At 73.4% G+C, this 15164-nt stretch carries 15 protein-coding genes; 5 read left to right on the forward strand and 10 right to left on the reverse strand.

The window, feature by feature from the left end; genetic code table 11:
• Window positions 1-206: 206 nt before the first annotated feature.
• Both R2E43_RS12865 and fdxA read right to left on the reverse strand, forming a co-directional pair.
• Window positions 207-1304, reverse strand: a complete 1098-nt coding sequence (locus R2E43_RS12865; protein WP_011030077.1) for a bifunctional succinyldiaminopimelate transaminase/glutamate-prephenate aminotransferase — start codon at window positions 1302-1304, stop codon at window positions 207-209.
• A gap of 116 nt (window positions 1305-1420) precedes the next feature.
• A complete protein-coding gene (fdxA, locus tag R2E43_RS12870; protein WP_003973842.1) occupies window positions 1421-1741 on the reverse strand; it encodes a ferredoxin in 321 nt (106 codons plus the stop codon).
• 140 nt (window positions 1742-1881) lie between these two features.
• Here fdxA and R2E43_RS12875 point away from each other — a divergent pair, with 140 nt between their 5' ends.
• Window positions 1882-2916: a GNAT family N-acetyltransferase gene (locus tag R2E43_RS12875; protein ID WP_319216017.1), complete on the forward strand. Its 1035-nt coding sequence runs from the start codon at window positions 1882-1884 to the stop codon at window positions 2914-2916.
• A 41-nt stretch (window positions 2917-2957) separates the two neighbouring features.
• Window positions 2958-3854 (forward strand): transglutaminase-like domain-containing protein, encoded by an 897-nt coding sequence (locus tag R2E43_RS12880; RefSeq protein ID WP_332056212.1) that lies wholly within the window; start codon window positions 2958-2960, stop codon window positions 3852-3854.
• A 100-nt stretch (window positions 3855-3954) separates the two neighbouring features.
• Here the strand turns inward: R2E43_RS12880 and R2E43_RS12885 are convergent, their stop codons facing one another.
• From R2E43_RS12885 to mshB, 7 genes are all read right to left on the reverse strand, one after another.
• Window positions 3955-4569, reverse strand: a complete 615-nt coding sequence (locus tag R2E43_RS12885) for a response regulator transcription factor (protein ID WP_106518731.1) — start codon at window positions 4567-4569, stop codon at window positions 3955-3957.
• On the reverse strand, window positions 4566-5732 hold the full coding sequence (locus tag R2E43_RS12890) for a sensor histidine kinase (RefSeq protein WP_011030073.1): 1167 nt from the start codon (window positions 5730-5732) through the stop codon (window positions 4566-4568). The genes R2E43_RS12885 and R2E43_RS12890 overlap by 4 nt, the downstream gene beginning before the upstream one ends.
• Complete coding sequence (locus tag R2E43_RS12895; protein ID WP_003973847.1) at window positions 5729-6469, reverse strand: ABC transporter permease; 741 nt, start codon at window positions 6467-6469, stop codon at window positions 5729-5731. The genes R2E43_RS12890 and R2E43_RS12895 overlap by 4 nt, the downstream gene beginning before the upstream one ends.
• Window positions 6466-7422, reverse strand: coding sequence for an ABC transporter ATP-binding protein (locus R2E43_RS12900; protein ID WP_332056213.1), 957 nt, complete (start codon window positions 7420-7422; stop codon window positions 6466-6468). Before R2E43_RS12900 ends, R2E43_RS12895 begins: the two co-directional genes overlap by 4 nt.
• Before the next feature lie 146 nt (window positions 7423-7568).
• The gene (locus R2E43_RS12905) at window positions 7569-9887 is read right to left on the reverse strand and encodes a hypothetical protein (RefSeq protein ID WP_332056214.1); all 2319 of its coding nucleotides are present in this window, start codon (window positions 9885-9887) and stop codon (window positions 7569-7571) included.
• A 155-nt stretch (window positions 9888-10042) separates the two neighbouring features.
• The gene (locus tag R2E43_RS12910) at window positions 10043-10465 is read right to left on the reverse strand and encodes a DUF6113 family protein (RefSeq protein ID WP_011030071.1); all 423 of its coding nucleotides are present in this window, start codon (window positions 10463-10465) and stop codon (window positions 10043-10045) included.
• Window positions 10462-11349, reverse strand: coding sequence for an N-acetyl-1-D-myo-inositol-2-amino-2-deoxy-alpha-D-glucopyranoside deacetylase (gene mshB / locus R2E43_RS12915; protein WP_332056215.1), 888 nt, complete (start codon window positions 11347-11349; stop codon window positions 10462-10464). The genes R2E43_RS12910 and mshB overlap by 4 nt, the downstream gene beginning before the upstream one ends.
• A gap of 151 nt (window positions 11350-11500) precedes the next feature.
• Between mshB and R2E43_RS12920 the strand changes: the two genes are divergently transcribed.
• Both R2E43_RS12920 and R2E43_RS12925 read left to right on the forward strand, forming a co-directional pair.
• Entirely contained in the window at window positions 11501-12364 is an 864-nt protein-coding gene (locus tag R2E43_RS12920; RefSeq protein WP_003973852.1) for a helix-turn-helix domain-containing protein, read from the forward strand.
• The gene (locus tag R2E43_RS12925) at window positions 12361-12567 is read left to right on the forward strand and encodes a DUF397 domain-containing protein (protein WP_003973853.1); all 207 of its coding nucleotides are present in this window, start codon (window positions 12361-12363) and stop codon (window positions 12565-12567) included. The genes R2E43_RS12920 and R2E43_RS12925 overlap by 4 nt, the downstream gene beginning before the upstream one ends.
• Here R2E43_RS12925 and R2E43_RS12930 read toward each other — a convergent pair.
• On the reverse strand, window positions 12557-12751 hold the full coding sequence (locus R2E43_RS12930) for a membrane protein (protein ID WP_003973854.1): 195 nt from the start codon (window positions 12749-12751) through the stop codon (window positions 12557-12559). The genes R2E43_RS12925 and R2E43_RS12930 overlap by 11 nt on opposite strands.
• A 186-nt stretch (window positions 12752-12937) precedes the next feature.
• On the opposite strand from R2E43_RS12930, the gene R2E43_RS12935 reads away from it, so the two are divergent.
• Window positions 12938-15061 (forward strand): S9 family peptidase, encoded by a 2124-nt coding sequence (locus tag R2E43_RS12935; protein WP_332056216.1) that lies wholly within the window; start codon window positions 12938-12940, stop codon window positions 15059-15061.
• The last annotated feature ends 103 nt before the right edge of the window (window positions 15062-15164 follow it).

Below are 15164 nucleotides of genomic sequence, written 5' to 3' on the forward strand. Positions count from 1 at the left end.
CGGGCTGTACGGCGCCGGGTCCTGGGGTTCCCGGGGCCCGGCGTTCTGCTTGCCCACGCCGGGCCAGTGGGCGTGTCCTGAGCCGGGGCCCGGCGCTGTGGGCGGTGCCCACCCTCCCCCATTGCCTTGAGGGCATGGGCGGTGCCCCCATCGCCCTGCGGAACGATTGCCCACAGCGGGGCCAAGGCCCTCAGCCCCTCAGGGCCTCAGGACCTCAGGCGGTCCGCCGCTGCCTGGACGCGGTCGTCCGTTGCCGTCAGGGCTACGCGGACGAAGTGTGCGCCCGCCGGGCCGTAGAAGTCGCCCGGGGCCACCAGGATGCCGCGTTCGGCCAGGTGGGCGACCGTCTCCCAGCACGACTCGCCGCGGGTGGCCCAGAGGTAGAGGCTGGCCTCGCTGTGCTCGATGCGGAAGCCGGCGCCCAGCAGGGCCTCGCGCAGGACCGTGCGGCGGGCGGCGTAGCGCTCGCGCTGGACGCGGACGTGCTCGTCGTCGCCGAGGGCCGCCACCACGGCGGCCTGGGTCGGCGCCGGGGTCATCATGCCGCCGTGCTTGCGGATCTCCAGGAGCGGGCCCAGGACCGCCGGGTCACCGGCCAGGAAGGCCGCGCGGTAGCCCGCGAGGTTGGAGCGCTTGGAGAGGGAGTGGACGGCGACCAGGCCGTCGTAGGAGCCGCCGTTGACGTCCGGGTGCAGGACCGAGACCGGGTCGGCCTCCCAGCCCAGCTCCAGGTAGCACTCGTCGGAGACGACGAGGACGCCGTGCTCGCGGGCCCAGGCGACGATCCGGGTCAGGTCGGCCTTGGACAGGACCTTGCCCGTCGGGTTCGACGGGGAGTTGAGCCACAGGAGCTTCAGTCCCGCCGGGTCCAGCTCCGTCGGGTCCTCGTACGCCTCGTACTCCGCACGGGCCAGGCGGGCGCCGACCTCGTACGTCGGGTAGGCCAGGCGCGGGAAGGCCACCCGGTCGCCGGGGCCGAGGCCCAGCTGGGTCGGGAGCCAGGCGACGAGTTCCTTGGAGCCGACGACGGGCAGCACGTGGCGGTGGGTGACGTCGCGGGCGCCGAGGCGGCGCTCCACCCAGCCGGTGATGGCGTCGCGCAGCGCCGGGGTGCCCCAGACGGTCGGGTAGCCCGGGGAGTCCGCCGCGTCGACCAGGGCCTTCTGGATCAGCTCGGGGACCGGGTCGACCGGAGTGCCGACGGAGAGGTCGACGATGCCGCCGGGGTGCGCTGCGGCCGTCTTCTTGTACGGCTCCAGCTTGTCCCAGGGGAAGGTGGGAAGTCGGTCGGAGACTGCGGACACGGTGGGTGGCTCCCTTTCCTCGTCGGCGCCGGTACGGCAAACGCCTCGGTCCCGTGCGGCGCCGATCGGGGTGATCAGGCCGTACGGGACCGAGGCGGCGCGTGTGCGGGCCGCTCTTACTGGTTCTGCGGCGGCAGCGCGGCGACGAAGGGGTGGTCGCGCTCGATCAGCCCCAGCTTGCTGGCGCCGCCGGGCGAGCCGAGCTCGTCGAAGAACTCGACGTTCGCCTTGTAGTAGTCCTTCCACTCCTCGGGAGTGTCGTCCTCGTAGAAGATCGCCTCGACCGGGCAGACCGGCTCACAGGCACCACAGTCGACGCATTCGTCCGGGTGGATGTACAAGGACCGCTGGCCCTCGTAGATGCAGTCGACCGGGCACTCCTCGATGCACGCCTTGTCCTTCACGTCGACACAAGGCTGCGCGATGACGTAGGTCACGCTGTCGTTCCTCCTCGATAGGGCGCTGGCGGGCCTCCGTAGGCTCCGCCGCCTGGCGCGCGGGAGCGCGGCGTCGTCGATGCCCGCCCCTAGTATCTCCGTTCTTGGGCATGATCCGAACAGGAGGGGTGGACAGACCCGTGGAATTCTCTGCCGCCGGGCGTCTTGAGGTCCGTATCACCACTGCTGACGTGGGCAAACGAGTCTCCGTACGGCGCTTGAGCGAAGCTGGTGCCGCAGGTGAGAAGTTCACCGACACGGTCGGCGTTCTCACATCATGGACCGACGGTGTGCTGCTGATCACACGAAAGAGTGGCGAGTCCGTCCGTGTCGCGGAGTCCGCCCTGGTCGCCGGGAAGGTCGTGCCGCCCGCCCCCGCCCGCCGTCGCGGTCCCGCCGCGTCCTACGAGGAGCTGGCGCGCGTCGCCGCGCGGTCCTGGCGCCCGGTGGAGAGCGAGCGGCTCGGCGCCTGGGAGCTGCGGGCGGCCGGGGGCTTCACCCGGCGGGCCAACTCCGTGCTGCCGCTCGGCGATCCGGGGCTGCCGCTCGACGAGGCGCTGACGGCCGTACGCCGCTGGTACGGCGAACGCGGGCTGCCCGCGTACGTCCAGACCGCCACCGGCGCCGCCGGTACGCAGGAGCTGCTGTGCGCGGAGCTGGAGCGGCGGGGCTGGGTCCGGGAGGTGACGGCCGAGGTGTGGACCGGGCCACTGGCGCCGGTCGCCGACCTGGCCGGGGACACCGGTGTGGTCCTGTCCCGGGAGGCGGACGAAACCTGGCTCGCCCGGTACCAGCGCAAGGGGGTGAGCGAGGTGGCGCTGCGGGTCCTGGAGTCCGGGCCGTCGGTGTGGTTCGCCACGGTGCCCGGCGCGGAGGGCGCCGACGGCGCGGGCGGCGGGGGCGGCGTGGCGGCCATCGGACGGTGTGTCGTGGACGGGCGGTGGGCCTCCTTCGCGGCCGTCGAGGTCGATCCCGCGCAGCGGCGCCGGGGGCTCGCGACCGCCGTGATGGCCGCACTGGCCCGGCGGGCGCTGGACGAGGGGGCGTCGGCGGCGTGGCTCCAGGTGGAGACCGACAACGCCGGGGCCCGGGCGCTGTACGCCGGGATGGGCTTCGCGGCGCACCACTCCTACCACCACTACCGGGAGCCCGCGGCCGCCGGGACCGACCGGTAGACCGCCGCCGAGACATCACTCCGAAAGGGCACGAGCCTGCCATGCGTCCTCCTCGTCCTCCCCGTCCCCCGTCGCCGCAGCGGTCGGCCGAACTGCGGCGGCGGTTCGCGCAAGAGGCGCGGTCCGAGCGCCCCGACCTGGCCACGCTGTGCCTGCTGGTGGGCGCGGAGGCGGACGGGGCGCTGGACGAGGCGGGGCTGGACGCCGCGCAGGTGGAACTGGACCGGCTGGCCGGAGAGCTGCCGTTCCGGCCGGGTACGCCGCGGGCCTGGGCGGTGGCGCTGCGGGACCTGCTCGGCGAGCGGTACGGATTCCACGGGGTCGCCGCGGACTACCAGCGGCTGGAGTCGTCGTTGCTGCACGAGGTGGTGCGACGGCGGCGCGGGCTGCCGATCCTACTGTCGGTGGTGTGGCTGGAGGTGGCCCGGCGGGCGGGGGCGCCGGTGTACGGGGTCGCGTTGCCGGGGCACTTCGTGGTCGGGTTCGGGGGCGAGTCGGCAGCGGCGTCCGGCCCCGGGTCCGCGCCGTTGGGCGAGCGGGTGCTCGTCGATCCGTACGACGGGGGGCGGCTGCTGAGCGGTACGGACGCGGAGGCGCTGGTCGCCGGGGCGACGGGGGCGGAGCTGCGGGCGTCGATGCTGGAGCCGGCGGCGCCGTTGGACGTGGTGGCACGGGTGCTGAACAACATCCGGGCGTGGGCGGCGGCGCGGCCGGAGCAGTCGGCGGTGGGGCTGTGGGCGGTCGAGCTGGCGCTGCTGTTGCCGGCGCATGCGGCGCGGTTGCGGTACGAGCGGGCGGTGTTGTTGGTGCAGCGGGGGGAGTTCGCGGCGGGGGCCGGGGAGTTGGAGGCGTACGCGGAGGTGGTGGAGGCGGTGGACGAGGCGGTCGCCGAGGAGGTGCGGGGGGAGGCGCGGACGGCTCGGGCGATGTTGAACTGAGCGTCGGTGGGTGCGGGACCGGGGGTGGGGTCGCCTGCCCGCGCCGCACCACTGCGCGCGGCTGTAGAGGGCGGCGGTGTGCCGGCGGGGACGGCTTCCGCTACAGCCAGCCCTTGTTCCTGGCTACCCGGACCGCCTCCGCGCGGTTTCTCACGGCCAGTTTCTGGATGGCCGTGGACAGGTAGTTGCGGACCGTGCCCTGGGAGAGGTGGAGGGCGGTGGCGAGTTCGGCGTTGGTGGAGCCGTCGGCGGCGGCGCGCAGGATCTCGCGTTCGCGGTCGGTGAGGGGGTTGGCGCCCTCGGCGAGGGCCGCTGCCGCCAGGGTCGGGTCGATGACCCGCTCCCCCGCCAGCACCCTGCGGACCGCTTCGGCGAGCTGCGCGGCCGGGGCGTCCTTGACCAGGAAGGCGTCGGCGCCGGACTCCATCGCGCTGCGCAGGTAGCCGGGGCGGCCGAAGGTGGTGAGGACGACCAGCTTCACGGCCGGCAGTTCCCGGTGGACCAGGGCGGCCGCCTCGATGCCGGTCGCGCCGGGCATCTCTATGTCCAGCAGGGCCACGTCCACGCCGTGGGCGCGGGCGGCGTCCAGCACCTCGTCGCCGCGCGCCACCTGGGCGACGACCTCGATGTCCTCCTCCAGGCCGAGCAGGGCGGCCAGTGCCTCGCGGACCATCGCCTGGTCCTCGGCCAGCAGGACCTTGATCGTGCGGCTCATGCCCCGGATCCTACGTCGGTGGCCGCGCCCACCGGGACGCGGGCGACCAGCCGGAATCCCCGGCGGGACCCGCCCGCCTCCAGTGTGCCGCCCGCCTTCTCCAGACGTTCGGCGAGGCCGGTGAGGCCGTTGCCCGGGGCGTTCGCGGAGGCGGGGCCGCCGGAGCCGTTGTCCTCCACCGACAGTTCCAGCACCGCTCCGTCCAGCGTCTGGCGCTCCAGCAGCTCCACCACGCAGCGCCGGGCGCCGCTGTGCCGTACGACGTTGGTGACCGCCTCGCGCAGCGCCCAGGCGAGGGCCGCCTCGGAGTCCTCGGGCAGATGGGCGGGGTCCGGTTCGCCGGGGAGTTCGGCGTCCACGCCGGCCGCCGTCAACGCGACCTTCGCACCGGCGAGTTCGGGGGCCAGGCGGGCCCGGCGGTAGCCGGTGACGGCTTCGCGCACGTCGACGAGGGCCTGGCGGCTGACCTGTTCGATGTCGGCGACCTGCTGGGCGGCCTTGTCGGGGTGGGCGGGGAGCATGCGGCCCGCCAGCTCGCTCTTCAGGGTGATCAGGGAGAGCGAGTGGCCGAGCAGGTCGTGCAGGTCGCGGGCGAGGCGCAGGCGTTCCTCGTTGGCGGCGAGCTGGGCGACGGTGGCGCGGGCCTCGCGCAGCGCGATGGTGGTCCGGACCAGCTCGCGCACGCCGGTCATGGCGAAGCCGCCCAGCAGCGCCGGGAGCAGCAGCCCGGCGATGAAGGAGGTCCCGCCGGGCACCACGAGGGCCATCGCCGTCAGCAGCGCCGAGGCGCCCGGGATGGTCCAGCGGGCCAGGCGCAGCGGCAGCGCGGCACCGGAGGCGATCGCCACGTAGACGAAGAGGACCAGCCACTCGCGGCCCAGGGTGAGGGCGAGGAGCGTGGACTCGGCCGCGAGGACGGCGAGGGAGCCGAGGACCAGCCGGGTCCGCTCGCCGCGGCCGGTGCGGAAGAGCAGCAGCATGTACCAGACCACGAAGGCGACGAGGCCGATCCAGCCGAGGACCTGGACACCGACGGCGTGACCGCCGTGCAGCAGGTCGCTGACGGGGGCGCCCAGGTAGGCCAGCCAGATGGCGGTCCACATGACCTTGACGGTCTTCTGCCTGCGGTTCTCCGGGCGTTGCCCGATTCCGACGCCGCTCACGCCTTCAGCGTGTCCTTCCGGTACAGCCAGGCCGCGCCGCCCGCGAAGAGCACGAAGTAGACGGCGAGGACGGCGAGGTCCTGTGCGTGCGGGGCGTGACTCTGTTCGATCGACTGCCCGAGGGCAGCGTACGCGTGTGTGGGCAGCCACTCGGCGACGTCCCGCAGCCACTGCGGGAAGGTGGTGGTGGGCATCCACAGGCCGCCGAGCATGGAGAGCCCGAAGTACACGATCATCGTGATCGGGCGGACCGCGTCCCCGGTGGCCAGGTACCCGATGGCGACGCCGAGCGCGGCGAAGACCAGGCTGCCGGCCCAGATCACGCCGGTGAGGGCGAGCCACTGCCAGGCGTGAAGGCGTACGTCCTTCACGGCCGCGGCGACGACGAAGACGACCACGACGGAAGGCAGGCTGACGACGGCGGCGCTCGCGGTCTTGGCGAGGACGTAGCCGCGGCCGGGCAGGGCGGTGAGCCGCAGCTGCCGGACCCAGCCGCTCTCGCGCTCCTTGGCGATGCGTTCGCTGTTGCCCATGAGCACGGCGGTCAGGGCACCGAAGGAGGCCATGGAGACCATGAAGAAGGTGGGCAGGGTCAGTCCGGTGCCGTCGACCTCGCTGGTGGCGTCGGCACTGCCCGCGATGAGCAGGAACAGGGCCGAGGGGTAGATCACCGAGAAGAACAGGAACTTTCGGTTGCGCAGTGCCCGGGTCAGTTCGAGCTTGATCAGGCCGTTCACGGCTGCTTGGCCTCCTCGGCGGCGGTGAGGGCGACGAAGGCCTGCTCGAGTCCGAGGCCGGCGACTTCGAGGTTGCGGGGGTACAGGCCGAGGCCGTACAGGGCGTACACGGTGGCGTCGGCGTCGGCGGACTGGATGCGCACGGTCCGGCCGGACACGTCGAGGGCGGTCAGGTGCGGCAGCGCGCGCAGCGTCGCCTCGTCGACGGTGCCGTTCCGGCTGCCGTCCGGGCTTGCGTCCGGGCTTGCGTCCGGGCCGCCGTCCAGGTCGAAGGAGATCCGGCGGGTTCCGGCCCTGGCCTTGATCTCGGCGGCCGTGCCGTCGGCCAGCAGCCTGCCCCGGTGCAGGACGAGCACCCGGTCGGCGATGGCGTCGGCCTCCTCCAGGTAGTGCGTGGCGAACAGCACGGTGCGGCCCTGGTCGGCCTGTTCGCGCATGGTGGCCCAGAAGGCCTGGCGGGCGGTGACGTCCATGCCGGTGGTGGGCTCGTCCAGGACGATCAGGTCACTGTCGCCGGCGGTGGCGAGTGCGAAGCGAACCCTCTGGGCCTGGCCGCCGGAGAGCTTGTCGACCCGGCGGTCGGCGATCTTCGTGAGTCCGGCCCGGGCCAGCACGTCGGCGGCCGGGTAGGCCCTGGGGTGCAGCGCGCAGCCCAGCCGGACGAGTTCGGCGACCGTGACCTCGTCCATCAGGCCGCCGCTCTGGAGCATGGTACCCACCCGTCCGGCGACGACGGCCTCGCGCGGTTCGCCGCCGAAGACGTGAACGGTGCCGGCGTCGGGGCGCCTCAGGCCGAGCAGCAGGTCGAGCGTGGTCGACTTGCCCGCTCCGTTCGGGCCCAGCAGGGCCACGGTCTCGCCGGGGTGCAGCGCGAGCGTCAGGCCGTCGACGGCCCGGACGTCGCCGTACCCCTTGGTCACCCGGTCGAAGCCGACCGCCGTTGTCCTCGTCATGCCCCCATCGTGGCCGCGGGGAGAGGGCGCCCGGCAGTGTCGGCGGTCCCGGGTGCCGGATGACAGATGTCATACGGTGCGCGGCGCCCGGTGCGACGCGAGGGGCGCCCCGCTGCTGCCGGGCGCCCCTCGCTCCTGTGCCCGCGTCAGCTGGGGTTGGTGTCGATGACGGCCACCCGGTCGGTCTTGCTCTTCAGGGCCTGGCGCATGGCGCCGTAGACGTCCTGCGGGGTCACGGCCGTCTTCTCGCCGTTGGCCCGGGCGATGAGTACTCCGTCGAAGGTCTGGCCGTAGAGCTCCTTGAGGGCGTTCAGGTCGGGCTTGTCGACGAGCTTGCCGTCGACGGCCGTGACCCTGAGGAACTTCCACAGGGATTTCTCGGGGCTGAACTGGATGGAGTGGGCGGCGTCGGTCTGCACGGTCACCCTGGCCGACATCGCCGGTTCCGCGAACTCCTTCAGCATCCGGTCGACCTCGGCCTTGGCGACCGTGGGCTGCTTGGCGGTCGTCGGCACGTTCACCGCGGTGGCGGTGCCGGTCTCCACCTGGGCGCGGTAGGCGGCCTGCACGGCCTCGGTCGACTTGGCGACGTCTATGCCCTGGCCGGCCTTGCCGTACACGGGGACGGCCTTGCCGGACTCGAACCTGATCGAGCCCTCGGTCGCCGACCCGGCCCCGCCGGCGGCGTCCTCCAGGGCGGCGTGCAGCTTCTCCTCGTCGACGGGCATGGCCGGTTCGACGACCCGCTTCTGGCCGAAGAGCGAGCCGATCACGGACATCGGGTTGTAGTCGCTCGTCGCCGCGGAGCTGGCCGTGGTCTGCGTGTCGAGCTGGAGTCCCGCCTGGTCGGGCTTCAGGGAGACGGTGTCACCGCCCACGGTGAGCTTGAGCGGCTTGGCCGCGCGGGCGCCGAGCGCCTTGTCCAGCTTCTCGACGGCGTCGTCGCGGGTGCCGCCGCCGATGTCGACGCCGAGCACGGTGGTGCCCTTGGGTACGTCGGAGCGGTTCATGAGCAGGCCGGCGCCGTAGGTGACACCGGCGACGACGACCACGCCGACGACGAGCAGCGGGAGCTTCCTGCGCCCCTTCTTCTTGGCGGGCTTGGCGGAGCTCGCCGGCGGGGCGGAGACCGGCTCGGGCAGCTTGGGCGGCGTGTGCGGGCGCGGTCCGTCCCCGGAACCGGCCGGGAAGGGCGCGGTGCGCTCGCCCGGCACGACGGGGATGCCGCTGGTGACGGTGTTGCCGGAGATGTTGTCCGGGTTGGCCGCGCCGGGCGGGACCGGCCGCTGCGGGGTGAGGATCGCGGTGTCGTCGCTGAGCCCACCGCCGGGACCGAGGCGGGCGGCGTCCGGACCGGAGCCCGCCGGCCTGCCGGGGCCACCGGGGCCACCAAGGCTCCCCGGGCCGCGCAGGCCGTTCGGCGCGGGCTCGCGCTGCGTGCCGGGCGCCGCGGGGCCGCCGGCCGTTCCGAGGCCGCCGAGGTCGCCGGCCGGGGGCGGCGTCAGCCGGCTGTCGCCGGTGGCCGGGCCGCTCGTCGGCCCCGCGGGGCCCTGGGGCCCGGTGCCGTACGGGGACTGCCCGTTCAGGCCGTTCTGCTGCCCGCCGGGGGCCTGGTCGGCCCGACCCTCCCCCGCGAAGTACGGCAGGTCGTCACGGCGCGGCTCGCCACCGGCGTCGGTGCCGGGCCGGGGGCCACTGCCGTTGCCGTTGCCGTTGCCGTTGCCGTTGCCGCCCAGCGGACCGGCCGCCAGCGCCTCGGTCACGTCGAAGGAACCGGTACCACCACCGTGACCGGGCGCCACGGGCCCGCCGGTCGCACCGGAGCGGGCGCCGCCGCCCGCGGATCCGGACCGGGCGCCGCCGGGTGCGTTCATGGAACCGACGACGCCACCGGGACGGCCACTCCCGCCGCCCGGCCGCGCACCGGCACCCGAAGCACCCGCGGGACCCGCGCCACGCGCCCCCGCCGCACCCGGGGTTCCGGCGGTGGGCGCCGAACCTGCGGGCAGACCGGCACCGTTGGTGGAACCGCCGCCCTGAGTGCCTTTGCCCGGACCCGACTTGCGTGGCGCGAACCAGTCGCTCGTCGGCTTCTCCTCGGCGGACTGGGCGGACTGCGCGGACTCGGCGGGAGCCTCGGGAGCGGCGGCCCCGGGCGCGGCGGCGCTGGGCGCCGGCGCGGGCCGCTCGCCCGTCGTCTCCGTGCTGTCGGCGGTGTCCTCACCGTCCGCGACGGGCTTGCGCACGACGACCGGCGGGATGGGCCGCGACCCGGGGATGTTGATCCGGATCCGGGTCGTCAGCGTCGTCTCGGTCTTGCGCTCCTCCGGTCGCGTGGCCGAACGGCCCGCGTCCGCACCGGCGTCGGAAGCCGTGGGTGTCCCGTAGGGCGGGGTGCCCGACGGGTATGCGGCTCCGCCGCGCCCGTGGGGCCCGGAGGACGAACTGTCAGTTTCACGACTCAAGGCAGGTTCTCCCGGTTGGCTCCGCCGCCCGTCACGCCTTCAGCGGGCGGCTCGGCGGCGCGCACCACCATACTGGCCACTTCTCGCGCGTATCCCGTGACCGCCGTGGAAACCCACACGGGACTCGCACGCCCACGGCACGGCGAAGCGGTACGTCACTTGCGAAGTCGGGCGGGGCCGCCGTCCGGTTGCCGCACCGGCGCGAGGGTGGCACAGATCACAGCAACGGCGATCCCGCCGAGCAGGAAGAGATAGGAGCCGGCACCGGCGGCGAAGAGGAAGTCGCCCTCCGGACGGCTGGTGGTGAGCAGCACCACGGCGAGCGCCCAGCCGAGGGCGGGCGCGACGGCCCCTCCCCGGCGCCCGACGGCACGGCCCGCCCCGGCGCACAGCCCCGCCTCGGCGGCCAGCGCGAGCAGCAGCCCGCCCGGGAACCAGGCCGGCTGGAGCAGCGCACCCGCCACTCCGAGGACGGCGCCGAGCACGAAGAGCCCGGCGTACAGGGCGGCCCGTCCGAGCGAGGGCGGGCGCAGCGGCTGGGCGAGTGCGGAGCTCGGCGGTTCGTTGCGGCCGTTCACGAGGTCGCCTCCCCGGTGTCGAAGGTTCCGGCGATGCCCGCGAACAGGTCGTTCTCACGTCCCTCGCCGCCCCGCTCGCCGCGCACCAGCTCGTAGTACTCGGTGGTGAGGATCGGCTGGGCCAGGTCGTTGGAGAGGACGAAATACGGTTCGGCGACCGTGATCTGGGTGGCGTGCGCGCGCATCGCGGCGGCCTTGGCGGGGGCGTACGCGGTGCCCTCGCCGCGGATCTCGGTGGTGATCCGCTCGTCGTCGACGACGCCCGGCACGTCCTCGACGCCGGCCGCCTTCTCGAACGGCAGTCCGGGCAGGTCGTCCCGGAGTCGGGCGAAGGCGTCCTCCACCCGGGAGCGCGGCACGCGGTTCCAGTAGACCTTCGCGACCGGACACCCGGCCTCGGCCGCCAGCTCCGCCGCTCGCATGGCGATGCGGTGGGCCTGGATGTGGTCGGGGTGGCCGTAGCCGCCGTTCGGGTCGTAGGTGACGAGCACCTGGGGGCGCACCTCGCGGATCACGTCGACGAGCAGGGCCGCGGCCGCGTCGACGTCCGCCTGCCACAGGCAGCCGGGGTCGTCGTTGTCGGACAGCCCCAGCATCCCGGAGTCGGCGTACCGCCCCGGCCCGCCGAGCAGCCGGAAGTCGTCGACGCCGAGTGCGCGCATCGCCTCCGCCAGCTCGCCCCTGCGGTGCCCGCCCAGAGCGGCTCCGGACAGGTGGGCGAGACCGGGCGGGATGACCTCGCCCCGCTCGCCGAGGGTGCAGGTCACCAGCGTCACGTGGGCGCCCTCGGCCGCGTAGCGGGCCATGGTGACGCCGTTGTTGATCGACTCGTCGTCCGGGTGCGCATGCACCAGCAGCAGACGCCGGCCGGGGAGATCCGTCATGGGGTCCACCCTATGAGGCCCGGCCCCCGTCCTCACGCCCGCACGGGGCGTACGGAACTGTCCAGGGCCTGTCCAGTGCCGTCGGCACTGTCGTCGGCGTTGTTCCGGGTAGGGCACGGCCGTGCGAGGCGGGACCAAGGAGGGGTGCGACATGTCGGTGGACGCCGGGACGGACCAGGTCGACGAACCGGGGTGGGAGGTGGATCCGGACGACGACTGGGCCCTGGCCGTGATCGCCACGGTGGGGCGGCAGCTCCGGCTGCGCCGGGAGGCGGCGGGGATGCGGGCTCCCGACTTCGCGGTGGCGATCGGGTACGGGGAGGACCTCGTGTACAAGGTCGAGGGCGGCAGGCGGATCCCGCGCCCCGAGTACCTGGACAGGGCGGACGAGGTGCTGACCGCCGGTGGGCTCGTCGCGGCCATGAAGGAGGACGTGAAGAAGGTCCGGTACCCGAAGAAGGTGCGGGATCTCGCGCAGATGGAGGCGCGGGCGGTGGAGCTCCAGCTGTACGACCCGGTGAACGTTCACGGACTCCTGCAGACGCCCGACTACGCCCGAGCACTGTTTCGCATGCGACGACCTCGTTACGCGGAGGACGAGATCGAGCGGGGCGTGGCTGCGCGTACAGCTCGCAAAGCCGTCTTCGAGCGCGACCCGGCGCCTGAACTCGGTTTCGTGCAGGACGAGTGGACGCTCCGACGGCGGCTCGGGGGAACGGACGTGGTACGGCGGCAACTGGAACACCTGCTGATGCTCGGGCGACTGCCGAACGTCGAGATCCAGGTGATGCCGATGGACCGCGAGGAGCACGCCGGGGTGGACGGTGCCATCGAGGTCCTGAAGTTCGAGGACGGCACGGCGGTCGGTCGCTCGCCGGGTGTTGCCAACGGCCGCCCGGTGACCGACCTCAGGCAGGTCCGTATCCTCGAACTACGGTATGGCATCATCCGGGCGCAGGCCCTCACCCCGTGTGAGTCGGCCGCCTTCATCGAGCAACTGCTGGGGGAGACATGATCCGCACGTCCTCGTCCACAGGACTGGTGTGGTCCAAGAGCAGCTACAGCAGCGGTGGGGAAACGGACTCCTGCGTCGAGGTCGCCCTCGCCCCCGGCACCGTCCACGTCCGCGACTCGAAGAACCTGCCGGACACCGGCCCCCGGCTCGCGCTGGCGCCGGAGGCCTGGGTCTGCTTCGTGGCCGGCACGGTCAGAAGTTGATGTCTCCGATCATCCCCGCGATGTTGGTCGTCAGCTCGCTGATCGTGGGGGCGATCGTCGACGAGGCCAGGTAGAAGCCGAGGAGCATGCACACCACCGCATGCCCCGCCTTCAAGCCTGACTTCTTGACCAGCAGGAAGACGATGATCGCCAGCAGCACAACCGCCGAAATCGAGAGTGCCACGGCGGCTCACCTCCAATGGGCCCAGGGACATGGGGGGTCGGTCGCAGTCGGAGCTCGGAGCAGATAAATCCACGCAGCGGGCACCTGGTTGATACCCACTATGCGCTAGTGATCATAACTATCCGTGCGCGCGCATCTCTCGGCGCACGGCCGCACAAGGGGGCGCATGGCCAATATGGTCAAGGCATGACGACCGAGTCCGACTCCTTCCCCAAACGGCACGCCCGCACCCAGCGGTTCACGCTCGGCGCGCCGCGTTCGTTCACCGTGGCACCCGATGGTTCACGGGTCGCCTTCCTGCGCTCCGGTACCGGTACGGACCGGGCCAATTCGCTGTGGGTGCTCGATGCCGAGAAGGGCGGGGAGCGCATGGCCGCCGACCCCCGCGCCCTTCTGGGCGGCGCCCAGGAACGGCTGTCCCCCGAGGAACGGGCCCGGCGCGAGCGCAGCCGCGAGGGCGGCGCCGGGATCGTCGGCTACGCCACCGACTCGTCGGTCGAGCTGGCCTCTTTCGCCTTGTCAGGGCGGCTCTTCGTGGCCGAGCTGCAGGTCGGCACCGCGCGCGAACTGCCCACCCCCGGGCCGGTGATCGACCCGCGCCCCTCCCCCGACGGCCGGCACGTCGCCTACGTCGCCCAGGGCGCCCTGCGCGTGGTGGGCGCCGAGGGGGACGGGGACAGGGCCCTGGCCGAGGCGGACGGCGAGGGCGTCACGTACGGGCTCGCCGAGTTCGTGGCGGCCGAGGAGATGTCGCGCAGCCGGGGCTTCTGGTGGAGCCCGGAGTCGGACCGCCTGCTGGTCGCCCGCGTGGACGACACGCCGGTCCAGCGCTGGTGGATCTCCGACCCGGCCCATCCCGGGCGTGATCCACAACACGTGCCGTACCCGGCGGCGGGCACCCCCAACGCGGACGTACGGCTGTTCGTGGTCGGTCTCGACGGGGGGCGCACGGAGGTCCTGTGGGACCGGGCGCGGTATCCGTATCTGGCGCGAGTGCACTGGTCAGCCGCGGGTGCGCCGCTGCTTCTCGTACAGGCGCGCGACCAGCGCAGCCAGCTGTTCCTGGCGGTGGACACCGAGTCGGGGACGACCCGGATGGTGCACGCCGACGAAGATCCAATTTGGCTGGAACTCTTCCCCGGGGTGCCCTGCTGGAGCCCCTCGGGCCAACTCGTGCGGATCGCCGACGAGGGCGGTGCGCGGGTGCTCGCGGTGGGCGAACGACTGCTCACCGGGGCCCAGTTGCACCTGCGGGCGGTGCTGGACGTCGGCGCCGACGACGTGCTGGTCTCCGCCTCGGCGGGCGAGGAGGCGGCCGAGGCGGAGATCGGCGAGGTGCACGTCTACCGGGTGAACGAACTGGGCGTCGAACGCCTGTCGCAGGAGCCCGGTGTGCACTCGGCGGTACGCGCCGGGGGCGTGACGGTGCTCGTCTCCGCGACCCTCGACCGGCCGGGAGCCCGAGTACGGGTACTGCGGGACGGGAAGGCCGCGGCGACCATCGCCTCGTATGCGGAAGACCCCGGTTTGTCCCCGCGCGTGACCCTCACCCAGGGGGGCGCACGACGCGTCCCGTGCGCCGTGCTTATGCCAACGGACTACCACGGTGACACCCCCCTCCCGGTCCTCCTGGACCCCTACGGTGGTCCGCACGGTCAGCGCGTCGTGGCCGCGCACAACGCCCACCTCACCTCGCAGTGGTTCGCGGACCAGGGGTTCGCGGTGGTCGTCGCCGACGGGCGGGGCACTCCGGGGCGCTCCCCCGCCTGGGAGAAGGCCGTCAAGGACGACGTGGCCGCTGTGGTGCTCCAGGACCAGGTGGACGCGCTGCACGCCCTCGCCGCCGACTTCCCGCTGGACCTGGACCGCGTCGCCGTCCGGGGGTGGTCCTTCGGCGGCTATCTCGCCGCCCTCGCGGCGCTGCGCCGGCCGGACGTCTTCCACGCCGCCGTCGTGGGCGCCCCGGTCACCGACCTCAGGCTCTACGACACCCACTACCAGGAGCGGTACCTCGGCGACCCCGGTGAGCAGCCGGACGTCTACCGCCGCAACTCGGTGATCGACGACGCCGGACTGGTCGACGCCGCCGAGCCGCACCGGCCCATGATGGTCATCCACGGCCTGGCGGACGACAACGTGGTGGTCGCCCACTCGCTGCGCCTGTCCTCGGCCCTGCTGGCGGCCGGCCGCCCGCACGAGGTGCTGCCCCTGTCCGGCGTCACCCACATGACCCCGCAGGAGTCGGTCGCCGAGAACCTGCTGCGGCTCCAGGTGGACTTCCTCAAGCGGTCGCTGCCCGCCCCGGCGTGACGCCGGCCGCGTCACCCGTACGCCCACGCCTTTGACACGCGGGTAACTTCGGCGAAGCGGTCCCGACACACGGGCCCGCGACGCTGATCGGCGTACGGCCGTG

It is taken from the genome of Streptomyces violaceoruber, from assembly GCF_033406955.1.
Lineage (GTDB): Bacteria > Actinomycetota > Actinomycetes > Streptomycetales > Streptomycetaceae > Streptomyces > Streptomyces violaceoruber.